This window comes from Rahnella aceris, from assembly GCF_011684115.1.
In the GTDB taxonomy this organism is placed as follows: domain Bacteria; phylum Pseudomonadota; class Gammaproteobacteria; order Enterobacterales; family Enterobacteriaceae; genus Rahnella; species Rahnella aceris.
The window spans coordinates 408,329-420,396 of the sequence record NZ_JAADJV010000001.1; the positions used below are offsets into that span (position 1 = coordinate 408,329).

Annotated in this window: 7 protein-coding genes; 3 read left to right on the top strand and 4 right to left on the bottom strand. The window is 52.1% G+C overall.

Features of this window, described 5'->3' with window-relative positions; genetic code table 11:
• Positions 1-45: 45 nt before the first annotated feature.
• Positions 46-1,479 (bottom strand): catalase, encoded by a 1,434-nt coding sequence (locus GW591_RS02015; protein ID WP_166860020.1) that lies wholly within the window; start codon positions 1,477-1,479, stop codon positions 46-48.
• A gap of 303 nt (positions 1,480-1,782) precedes the next feature.
• Here GW591_RS02015 and GW591_RS02020 point away from each other — a divergent pair, with 303 nt between their 5' ends.
• Both GW591_RS02020 and GW591_RS02025 read left to right on the top strand, forming a co-directional pair.
• Positions 1,783-2,328, top strand: a complete 546-nt coding sequence (locus GW591_RS02020) for a YfaZ family outer membrane protein (protein WP_013574610.1) — start codon at positions 1,783-1,785, stop codon at positions 2,326-2,328.
• 127 nt (positions 2,329-2,455) lie between these two features.
• The gene (locus tag GW591_RS02025) at positions 2,456-3,661 is read left to right on the top strand and encodes a nicotinamide mononucleotide deamidase-related protein YfaY (RefSeq protein ID WP_112198244.1); all 1,206 of its coding nucleotides are present in this window, start codon (positions 2,456-2,458) and stop codon (positions 3,659-3,661) included.
• A 139-nt stretch (positions 3,662-3,800) separates the two neighbouring features.
• Here the strand turns inward: GW591_RS02025 and yfaE are convergent, their stop codons facing one another.
• The 3 genes from yfaE to nrdA all read right to left on the bottom strand — a co-directional run bounded on the left by yfaE (position 3,801) and on the right by nrdA (position 7,547).
• On the bottom strand, positions 3,801-4,061 hold the full coding sequence (yfaE, locus tag GW591_RS02030; RefSeq protein WP_013574612.1) for a class I ribonucleotide reductase maintenance protein YfaE: 261 nt from the start codon (positions 4,059-4,061) through the stop codon (positions 3,801-3,803).
• On the bottom strand, positions 4,062-5,192 hold the full coding sequence (gene nrdB / locus GW591_RS02035; RefSeq protein WP_013574613.1) for a class Ia ribonucleoside-diphosphate reductase subunit beta: 1,131 nt from the start codon (positions 5,190-5,192) through the stop codon (positions 4,062-4,064).
• A gap of 72 nt (positions 5,193-5,264) precedes the next feature.
• A complete protein-coding gene (gene nrdA / locus GW591_RS02040) occupies positions 5,265-7,547 on the bottom strand; it encodes a class 1a ribonucleoside-diphosphate reductase subunit alpha (RefSeq protein WP_013574614.1) in 2,283 nt (760 codons plus the stop codon).
• 710 nt (positions 7,548-8,257) lie between these two features.
• Here nrdA and yfaL point away from each other — a divergent pair.
• The gene (gene yfaL / locus GW591_RS02045; RefSeq protein WP_166860021.1) at positions 8,258-12,034 is read left to right on the top strand and encodes an AIDA-I family autotransporter adhesin YfaL/EhaC; all 3,777 of its coding nucleotides are present in this window, start codon (positions 8,258-8,260) and stop codon (positions 12,032-12,034) included.
• Positions 12,035-12,068: the final 34 nt, after the last annotated feature.

Here is a 12,068-nt window from a genome sequence, read left to right on the forward strand (position 1 = left end):
TAAAGGCCGCATAATGCGGCCTTTATGATTTCTGATGGTAAAAAGTCAGTCTTTCAGTGCTTTCTCAACCCCTGCGCCATAAGCCGGATCGACTTTATAGAACAGTGCCAGTTGGCGTGCCTGCGTTTCCGGCGAAGCATGTTTCAGCTCACCGGCAATGCGTGCAAACATACGCTGATGTTCAGCCTCAGACAGCAGGTTGAATAGCAAACGTGGCTGAGTGAAGTAATCATCATCTTCCCGGTGATTCCAGTGGTCTGCCGCGCCTTCAATGCTCAGTGGCGGTTCGCTGAAATCGTGCTGTTGCTGGAACAAGCCCGCGCTGTTGGGTTCGTAAGTCACGCCGTTGCCGCTGTTACCGTCCACACGCATTGCGCCGTCACGGTGATAATTATGGAACGGGCATTTTGGCGCGTTGACCGGGATCTGATGATGATTTACGCCCAGACGGTAACGGTGCGCATCGCCGTAAGAGAACAGACGCCCCTGCAGCATACGGTCAGGTGAGAAACCGATGCCAGGTACTACATTGGCCGGACTCATGGCGACTTGTTCTACTTCGGCAAAGTAGTTTTCCGGATTGCGGTTCAGTTCGAATTCACCCACTTCAATCAGCGGATAATCGCTGTGCAGCCAGACTTTGGTCAGGTCAAACGGGTTGTACGGCAGTTTTGCAGCGTCCGCTTCCGGCATGATTTGCACAAACAGTTTCCAGCGCGGGAAATCGCCGCGTTCAATCGCTTCATACAAATCACGCTGCGAACTCTCGCGGTCGGTGCCCACCAGTTTTTCGGCTTCATCGTCCATCAGGTTTTCAATACCCTGCTGGCAGCGGAAGTGGAATTTCACCCAGAAGCGTTCATTTTCAGTATTGATAAAGCTGAAGGTATGGCTGCCGAAACCGTGGATATGACGGTAAGACGTTGGCAGACCACGGTCGCTGACATCAATGGTCAGCTGATGCAAGGCTTCCGGAAGATGAGAGAAGAAGTCCCATTTGTATGCCGGATTACGCAGGTTAGTGCGCGGGTCACGTTTGACGACGTGGTTCAGATCCGGGAATTTCAGCGGGTCACGCAGGTAAAACACCGGCGTATTATTGCCGACTAAATCCCAGTTTCCTTCTTCGGTGTAGAACTTCATCGAGAAACCGCGAATATCACGTTCGGCATCCGCTGCACCGCGTTCACCGGCAACCGTCGAGAAACGGATAAACATGTCAGTTTGTTTGCCGATTGCGGAGAAGATCTTCGCGCGGGTGAAAGCGGTAATATCGTGCGTCACGGTGAAAGTACCATAAGCGCCGGAGCCTTTAGCGTGCATACGACGCTCCGGGATCACTTCGCGGTCGAAATGCGCTAATTTCTCAAGAAACCAGACATCCTGCAAAAGCAACGGACCACGGCGGCCAGCGGTAATCACGTTGTTATTATCGACGACTGGCGCGCCAGCGGCGGTGGTTAAACCTTTCTTGGTCATAAAAATTCCTTCCGGTAATTGCGTGTGTATGTAAGTAAAAACGTTGGGGGGGTTCCTTTAACCTCACTTAAGTCAAATTAACTCTACCGATTAGAAATAAACCCTATATTGATCAGAGGCAAATAGGTGGGAGTTATCATTTCGATGGGAAACGTTCATTTCATCAATGAAAACGATGTTTCTTACAATTTTCACAACCCCGGTGAATGCATTCACGTTCCAAAAAGTTGTTACGACTGAGTGAATTGCTTTAGACTTCCCGTGGAAGATTTATTGTCGTTTGACTGTTATTTAGGATAAATAATGAAAAAGTTACTTGTCGCTGGTGCCGCTGCCAGTCTGATGTTTGTCGCGGCATCTGCCAGCGCAATCAGTGTCAATGGTGAAGTCGGTGAGCATTACACGCATCTGGGTGTGGGCTTCGGCACCACATCTCCGGGTCTGGCATTGAGCGGTGATTACACCCATAACGATGACGACGGTGATGTGGCAGGCTTGGGTTTGGGATACAACATTCCGTTGGGTCCGTTCATCGCGACCGTCGGCGGTAAGGGCCTGTACACCAATCCTAAAGACGGTGACGAAGGGTACGCTGCGGCCGTCGGCGGTGGTCTGCAACTGCCAATCGCGAAAATGTTCACCCTGTACGGCGACTATTATTATTCCCCGGATTCCCTGTCCAGCGGCATTGCTAACTATGAAGAAGCGAACGCAGGTATTCGTCTGACGGCCATCCCGTTGGTTACCGTGAGCGTGGGTTACCGCTACATGGCGATGGATGGCAAAGATGGCAACCGCGATAACGTGGTGGCAGACGGTGCTTATTTAGGTGGCGCTGTTAATTTCTGATTTTGTCTGAAGCAAAATCTGAAGGCTCGCATTCGTGCGGGCCTTTTTGTTTTCTGGCGAACGGAGATTGTTTTTCTGTCCCAGCCTTTCTACAGTGGAGTAACAAAAAAGACAGAAGGAGAACGGGATGCTTAGGGTTGAGATGCTGAGTACGGGTGATGAAGTGCTGCACGGCCAGATTGTGGATACCAATTCGGCATGGCTGGCGAATTATCTGTTTGAGCAAGGTTTACCGATGACCAGTCGTGAAACCGTGGGCGACAGTCTGGACGCGCTGGTGGCTGTTCTCAAAGAACGCAGCCACATCGCTGATGTGCTTATCGTGAACGGCGGCCTGGGGCCAACGACCGATGATTTAAGTGCGCTGGCGGCGGCTAAAGCCTGTGATGTGGAACTGGTGGAAGATGCTGGCTGGATTGAAACCATGCAGGCGTTCTTCAATGAACGTGGCCGTCCGATGGCCGAATCCAACCGCAAACAGGCACAAATCCCGGCCAATGCCGAGCTGCTGGATAATCCGGTGGGCACCGCCTGCGGCTTCAGCGTGAAGCTCAACCGCTGTCAGATTTTCTTCACGCCCGGTGTACCGTCCGAATTTAAAGTGATGGTGGAACAACAAATCGTTCCACGTCTGCACAAACAATTTCCGGCGCTGGAAGCCCCGTTATGTTTACGTCTGACCACGTTCGGACGTGGCGAAAGTGACCTTGCCACCGAGTTGGATCAACTTGAGCTGCCGGAAGGCGTGGTGATGGGTTACCGTTCGTCATCGCCGATTATCGAGCTGAAAGTCACCGGCCCGCGCTCTCAGGAGGCTGCAATGCACAAAGCGTTTGAACGCGTGCGTGAAGTCGCAGGGGAGAGCACGATTTTTGAAGGGCTGGGTAGCCTGCCGGATCGTCTGGCAGAACGCCTGCTGGCGCAGGATTTACGTCTGGCGGTCAGCGAAAGTTTCACCGGCGGCCTGCTGAACTGGCGTCTGCAAAGCGCCGGGGTTCCGCTGGTCAACGGCGAGTTATTGCCCCAGGGTGACGAAGCCTCACCAGAGAAATCCCTCGAATGCTTACTGGCGCGTGCGCAGACGTTGGCCGAAACCACCGGCGCACAACTGGCGCTGGCTGTGGGCGCGCTGTCAGGTGCAGAATTAAGTCTGGCACTGCATACCCCAACCGGCACCAGCGGCCTGACAATCCGCTATACCGCCACGCGTCACGGACTGGCATTACGTCAGGAGACCATGGCGATGGTGGCGATGGATATGCTGCGGCGTTACCTGAACGGGTGGGAGCCGGTGGCGGATTACCCGTGGTTGGATCGGGTTGAGAAGGTTTAGCTTTAGCTCCCTCCCCTGCGAAGGGGAGGGCTGGGGTGGGGTATTAAAGCGAAATCAAAGAGTTGAGGTTGGCTTTGATGAGATGTTAGCCCTTAAAACCCCCTCCCGTCCTCCCCCTTCGCAGGGGGAGGAGTAAAGTCTAAAACGCGATCTCAATATCCCCAACCGGCATGCAACAACACGGTAAAATCTCGCCGTCTGAGATAAAGGCCAGGGGTTTCTCGCTGTAGGCGACCTCACCGTTAATCAACCGCATCCGGCACGATCCGCAATAACCTTCGCGACACTGGTATTCCACTTCAACCTGATGATGTTCAAACACCTCCAGCAAATTCCGGTGCTCTGACTTACACGCCAGTTGCTGTCCGTTTGCTGAAAGTGTGATGGTTCTGTCGGCCATTTAAAGCTCGAAATCACTCAGGTCATCGGCGTGAACTTCAGAATCAATCTGACCTACCAGATAGGAGCTGACTTCCACTTCCTGTGGCGCAACCTGCACGTTATCAGACACCAGCCAGGCGTTGATCCACGGGATCGGGTTCGAGCGGGTTTTGAACGGAGCATCCAGCCCGACAGCCTGCATACGGATATTGGTGATGTATTCGACGTACTGACACAGAATGTCTTTGTTCAGGCCGATCATCGAACCGTCTTTGAACAGGTATTCTGCCCAGTCCTTTTCCTGCTGTGCCGCCAGCACGAACAGGTCATGGCACTCCTGCTGACATTCCAGCGCGATTTCTGCCATTTCAGGGTCGTCCTGACCTGAGCGCAGCAGGTTCAGCGCGTGCTGAGTGCCGGTCAGATGCAGCGCTTCATCACGGGCGATCATCTTGATGATTTTCGCGTTGCCTTCCATCAGTTCACGTTCAGCGAAGGCAAATGAACAGGCAAAGCTGACGTAGAAACGTACGGCTTCCAGCGCGTTGACGCTCATCAGACAGATGTAGAGTTTCTTCTTAAGTTCACGCAGGTTAACTACAACGGTTTTGCCGTTGACCTGATGCGTGCCCTCGCCCAGCAGATGGTAGTAGCTGGTCATCTCGATCAGCGTGTCGTAGTAACCGGAGATGTCTTTCGCGCGCTTGAGGATTTCTTCATTGGTCACGATATCGTCAAACACAATCGCCGGATCATTCACGATGTTGCGGATAATATGTGTGTAAGAGCGCGAGTGAATAGTTTCCGAAAACGCCCAGGTTTCGACCCAGGTTTCCAGCTCAGGAATAGAAATCAGCGGTAACAGCGCGACGTTCGGGCTGCGGCCCTGAATGGAATCCAGCAGCGTCTGGTATTTCAGGTTGCTCAGGAAAATGTGTTTCTCGTGATCCGGCAACGCCTGAAAATCGATACGGTCACGGGATACATCAATCTCTTCCGGACGCCAGAAGAAGGACAGTTGCTTTTCGATCAGTTTTTCAAAGATTTCATGCTTCTGCTGGTCGAAACGGGCAACGTTAACCGACTGACCAAAGAACATTGGCTCAAGAAGCTGATCGTTTTTATTCTGGGAAAAAGTACTGTAGGCCATAACTTCCTCGAAATTCTCGGCAAAAACCCCCTGACGGGGGTTTTGAATAATATTCTTAGTTAAAACAAAAGATTAGATTTTGCAGGCGCCGCTTTCACAGTCATCAGCCACATCGGCTTTCATGTCTTCCTGTACATCATCAGCACCGTCACGGGTGTTCTGATAGTACAGCGTTTTCACGCCAAATTTGTAGGCGGTCAGCAAGTCTTTCAACAACTGTTTCATTGGCACTTTGCTGTTCGGGAAGCGCGACGGGTCGTAGTTGGTGTTTGACGAAATCGCCTGGTCGATGAATTTCTGCATTACGCCAACCAGTTGCAGGTAGCCGTCGTTGTTCGGCATATCCCACAGCAGTTCGTACTGATCTTTCAGACGCTCGTACTCCGGCACAACCTGACGCAGAATCCCGTCTTTCGACGCTTTGATACTGATGTGGCCGCGAGGTGGCTCGATACCGTTGGTGGCGTTGGAGATCTGCGAAGAGGTCTCGGACGGCATCAGCGCGGACAGCGTGGAGTTACGCAGGCCGTATGTTTTGATGTTTTCACGCAGCGTATCCCAGTCCAGATGCAGCGGTTCATCGCAGATGGCATCCAGATCTTTCTTATAGGTATCCACCGGCATGATGCCTTGTGAATAGGTGGTTTCGTTGAACCACTGGCACGCGCCTTGTTCTTTCGCCAGTTCGTTGGAGGCTTTCAGCAGGTAATACTGAATGGCTTCGAACGTTTTGTGGGTCAGGTTGTTAGCGCTGCCATCGGAATAACGCACACCGTTTTTCGCCAGATAATACGCGTAGTTAATAACGCCGATACCCAGCGTACGTCGGCCCATCGCACCGCGTTTTGCGGCTTTGATCGGGTAATCCTGATAATCGAGCAGGGCGTCCAGAGCGCGAACTGCCAGAACAGCCAGTTCTTCCAGATCGTCGAGGCTTTCGATCGCACCGAGGTTGAAAGCAGACAGCGTACACAGCGCGATTTCGCCGTTTTCGTCATTAACGTCATCCAGCGGTTTGGTTGGCAGCGCAATTTCCAGACACAGGTTGGACTGGCGAACAGGCGCGATAGCCGGATCAAACGGGCTGTGGGTGTTGCAGTGGTCAACATGCTGAATGTAGATACGGCCTGTAGAGGCGCGTTCCTGCATCATCAGGGAGAACAGTTCCACCGCTTTCACTTTCTGCTTACGGATGCTGGCATCCTGCTCGTACTTCTCGTACAGACGCTCGAACTCGTCCTGATCGGCAAAGAATGCATCGTACAGGCCAGGTACGTCAGACGGGCTGAACAGGGTAATGTCGCCGCCTTTCACCAGACGCTGATACATCAGTTTGTTGATCTGCACGCCGTAGTCCATATGACGGACGCGGTTGCCTTCAACACCACGGTTGTTTTTCAGTACCAGCAGGCTTTCGACTTCCAGATGCCACATCGGGTAGAAGAGTGTCGCTGCGCCGCCACGAACACCGCCCTGAGAACAGGATTTCACCGCAGTCTGGAAATGTTTGTAGAACGGGATACAACCGGTGTGGAATGCTTCACCGCCACGGATCGGGCTACCCAGCGCACGGATGCGACCGGCGTTGATGCCGATACCGGCGCGTTGTGAAACGTATTTCACGATGGCGCTGGAGGTCGCGTTAATGGAATCCAGACTGTCGCCACATTCGATCAGCACGCATGAGCTGAACTGACGGGTCGGAGTGCGCACGCCGGACATAATTGGCGTAGGCAGGGAAATTTTGAAGGTTGAAATCGCGTCGTAGAAACGTTTGATGTAATCCAGACGCGTTTCGCGCGGGTAGCCGGAGAACAGGCAGGCCGCGACCAGAATGTAGAGGAACTGAGCACTTTCGTAGATATCGCCGGTCACACGGTTCTGTGCCAGATATTTCCCTTCCAGTTGCTTAACCGCAGCGTAAGAGAAATTCATGTCGCGCCAGTGGTCAATAAAACTGTCCATCTGCTCGAACTCTTCAGCCGTGTAGTCTTCCAGCAGATGTTTGTCGTATTTACCCATTTCAACCATGCGGGTCACCTGGTCGATCAGTTTTGGTGGTTCAAACTGGCCGTAGGCTTTTTTACGCAGGTGGAAGATCGCCAGACGCGCGGCCAGATATTGGTAATCCGGTGCATCTTTAGAGATCAGATCAGCCGCCGCTTTGATGATGGTTTCGTGAATATCAGCGGTTTTGATGCCGTCATAGAACTGGATGTGTGAACGGAGTTCTACTTGAGAAACTGATACGTTTTGAAGACCTTCCGCTGCCCAGTCAATGACACGGTGGATTTTATCAAGGTTGATGCGTTCTGTGCGGCCATCACGTTTAGTAACAAGCAGACTTTGGTTCATTGGGTGCGATACCTTAAAGGTTTATAAAGGGTCTGACCTGACCGCGTAAAACATGCGCGGCAGCACAAGAGGTTCCTAGTGTGCTGGTCAGGATATAAACACAATATATTGTGGGTTTGTTATTTTCTGATGACAAGATAGTGATTGAATGTCCCTTTTGCAAGTGAACAAAACGGGCAGATTTGTGGATAAGTTGGGGAGAAATTTTGACGTCAAGCCTGAGAAGTCCGTCATTGCTGGCGCGACAAACCTGTCAATATCTCAGATACGATTTTCTTATATTTTTATGAAAGGTGATCAACTGCCGGTTTATTAAACGTTAGAAAAAAACGCTATATTGATCTGGATAACTATTCTAAAAAATCATGTTGCGGTGTTCACGCCAACCAACGTCCTAAAAACTAAGGTTTTAACCCCGGCATACCCCGTCTCTTAACGTAAATTCTACTGGATTAGCGGAAAAAATGACTTGCAACCGATGACGATTTGGCGTCGCCGTACAGCCGTTAAGCCGCTTCGGAGCAACCTTGCTACCAGGTTTTTGTTCACTTTCTGAAAAGTGCGTTTTTGAGAAAAATGAGCCTTATTATAAATACATATGATGAATGAATGATGTTGTTTATATATTCTAAATTTATCATTAAGTGGTCTCCCGGCACTGTGCATATTACTTTCGCTCCTCTTTCATCAGGTGCGGGATTAGAACTTCAATGGTCTTCAATAAAATCACGGCGTGTTTATTTTTAGTCTTTAATTTATTGCCTTTTTCAGAGGCGGCTTTTGCAGGAACTCTCCCGGCCTGTTCAGGGTTGCAAATTACTGAAAGTTGCAACGCCACGGCCACCACGCTTGAAAATAAAACCCTCAATACCTATACCGTGGCTGATGGCGCTGAGATGCAGTTCTCCGGCCTGAACGGTTCAGGTTCCTCGGGCGGTGCCTTCCACCTGGGAAACAGCACCACACTGGAGATTATTCCTGAGAGCACCACCGGTTACAGCGTATTTACCGGAAACAGCAGTTCGGGAAACGGTGGCGCGATCTTTGCGAAAGAAAACTCGACGGTATATTTAGAAAATACCCTGTTCATTGATAACGTCGCCCATGATTACGGCGGTGCAATATACATGAATGGCACCAATGATGAAGGTGATACTGATCTTGCCATTACTAATGCCGTGTTTTCAGGGAATATTTCCAGTGAGGGGAAAGGCGGCGCTATTTATTCTCTTAATAATAAAGTCCAGCTGACAAATGTTTTATTTGAGGATAATCAGGCAAAGACCAACAAAAGTGCCAGTTCAGGTAATGGTAGCGGTGGTGCGATTGATGCCACGGACAATACGTCTGACTCCCACGGCAGCATGTTTATCACTAACAGTGAATTCACCGGCAATCAGGCCGAAGGACAGGGAGGCGCAATCTACACCAGCAGCGCGTCTACGCCATTCCTGATCAACATCAACATTGATGAAAACTATCAAGAAAATGATGGTGTTGCCTATTACCACGATAACGTCGCTGGCAATTATGGCGATGCACCCGATGCCGCTGGCGGTGGGTTCATGTATCTCGGCCACAGCGAAGCGGATTTTGATATTGCTGCAGATAAAACGCTGATCATCGGCAATACCGCCAACGACGGCGCTTATGACTCGATCGCCGGTTATGGCGCGATTTTCAAACGCGGTGCTGGTGAACTGGTACTTAATGCTGATAACAGCGGTTTTACCGGCGTATTCGACATTTTAGAGGGCACGGTCACGCTGGGACGTGATGACACGCTGATCAATGTCGGCGACACCAACTGTCAGGCTGCGGCAGATACCTGTCACGGTATTGTGTTAGGTAACGATAATTATGTGAATGACACGGCAATACTGAATGTTGGCAGCACGCAGCAAACCTTTAAAAATGCCTTTATGGGGCATGAGAACAGCACATTGAATATTGATGCTGGCGGTAATGTCATTGTTAACAGCGGCTACATGGCGGGGACAACCACCGGAGCAGGCGATCTGACCGTGGCAGAAAATGGCAGTTTCACCCTGACCGGCGCGCAGTCTATGGGGCTGGATGGCGACATTGTGGTGGAACAAAACGCTGTACTCAGCGTTCAGGGCGATGCTGAAGATTTAGCGATATTGCAGGCCGATCCGCAGTCTGTTGTGCTCGACGGCGGTGTGCTGGATTTGTCGGACATGTCCACCTTCAACGGTGAAGCGAATCAGACTAACGACGGCCTGACGATTACAGGGTCCGGCGGAACGGTAATCGGTAATGCTGATCTGGTGACGCTGGGGACGGGCAGCGACTATCACGTTGATGGCGGCGTGTATGCGGTGATTGATGCCGGTGCCGGACGTGTCACGCTGGCGGATAACAATACTTATCTGGGCACGACGCAGATCGCTTCCGGGACATTGCAGGTCACCGGTAACTCTCAGTTGGGCGATGAAGCCTATAACCGTCAGGTCATTTTTACCGATCCGGCACAGGCCAGTACGCTGGAGATTTCTGCGCCGGGCGATACCAGCGGGCAGGTCGATACCACATCAGCACAAACCGGTAAGGCACGAGATATTGAAATGCGGGCCTCAGGGACGATGCAGGTGGACGACGGCGTGACCACGCAATGGGGCGGCTTAACCGCTGACAGTACCGGCGGGCAGGCAGACGTTGACAGCACGTTCACCAAAACCGGTAACGGTACGTTGATTCTGAAAGATTCGGGCAACAGCCATTCCGCTGTCCGGGTCGAACAGGGTACTTTGCAGGGAGGCGCGGAAAACATCATCGCAGACGCCTCTTCATTGTACGTCGGCGAAAATGCCACGTTTGCCACCGGCATGGATCAGCAGGTGCGCAGCATCGATGCGGATTCCACCGGTACACTGTTGATTTCCGACAACACTCAGCTGGTCCTGACAAATCAGGACGCTTCCTCGGCGCTGGATGCCAGCCTGTTTACCGGCACGGGGGGCACGCTGGTGAATGCTACGTCCGGTATGGCGCTTAAAGGCACGCTGAACACGAATCTTTCCCTGGATGCATTGACCTATTTAGCCGGTGTGACGGTCAACGGCAGCCTTGATAACAGCGCAGGAACCGCCAGTCTGGAGAATGGCAAGGCCGGGGATACGCTGACGGTCAACGGTGATTACACCGGCGGCGGCACGCTGGTGCTGGAAACTGAAATGAATGGTGATACCTCGGCGACCGACCAGCTGATTCTTAACGGCAATACTTCCGGTGATACCGCGCTGGCGGTTGTGCCGGTCAGCGGCATCGGGCAGGCGACACAAACCGGTATCAAAGTTGTCGATTTTGTTGCCGACCCGCAAAGCTTCCAGAACGCGGCAGATTTCCATCTGGCCGGTGGTCAGCAATATATCAATATGGGCGCCTACGACTATTCTCTGGTGCAGGATAATCAGGACTGGTATCTGCGCTCGCAGGTGGTGACGCCGGAGCCTCAGCCCGATCCTGACGTCCAGCCGCAACCTGATCCCGATGTTCAACCGCAGCCGCAACCTGTGCCAGCCTCTGGCGGGGAAGATTTTACACCGGTGCTGAACCCTAAAATGGGCGGCTATATGAGCAACCTGCGCATCGCCAATAATGCCTTCAGTATGACGGCGCAGGATCATGCTGGTGCCGGTCATGACAATATTAAGCTGCGGGTGGATTCATCGCGCGACAGCTCAACCTTTGCCAGCCAGATTGACAGTCACAATGACACGTCAGTGGTTCAGATCAGCGGCAATTTCCTGCGCAATAATGCAGGTGACGGGGAAATCCTGGCGGGTGTGGTGGGCGGTTACAGTAACAGCCACGGCGATAGCACCAGCGTACTGACCGGGCGCAAATCAGATAATGACAGTCAGGGATACGCCGTCGGACTGACCGCTTCCTGGTATCAGAACGCACAGGATCATCAGGGCGCGTATCTCGACAGCTGGATGCAATATGCCTGGTTTGATAACAGCGTCAGCGAAGACGGTACAGGTGATGATAATTATCACTCTTCCGGCCTTTCCGCCTCACTGGAAGGTGGTTACCGTTTTACCCTGATGCAGGGAAACCAGTGGAACTGGACGGTGCAACCCCAGGCGCAGGTGATTTATCAGGGCGTGAAGCAGAAAGATTTTACCGCGTCGAATCAGTCGAAAGTGGCACAACAGGGGGATAATAACGTTCAGACGCGCTTAGGCTTGCGCAGTGAATGGGATATTCATCCGTCGCCGACGCTGCATCTCAGACCTTTTGTAGAGGCGAATTACCGCCATAACAGTGCGGAAACTTCCCTGAATGTGGATGGCGTGAATTTCACCGATAACACCGCCAAAGACAGTGCGGAACTGAGTACCGGGATCAGTGGCAATTTGGGCGAAAATACCACGCTCTGGGGCAAGGTTGGACAGCAAGAAGGGTCAGATGATTTTTCGCAAACCGAAGCGTCAGTTGGGGTGAGTATTCGCTGGTAAGTCAGTCAGTTAGCCGTGAAATTAAAAGGGTGCA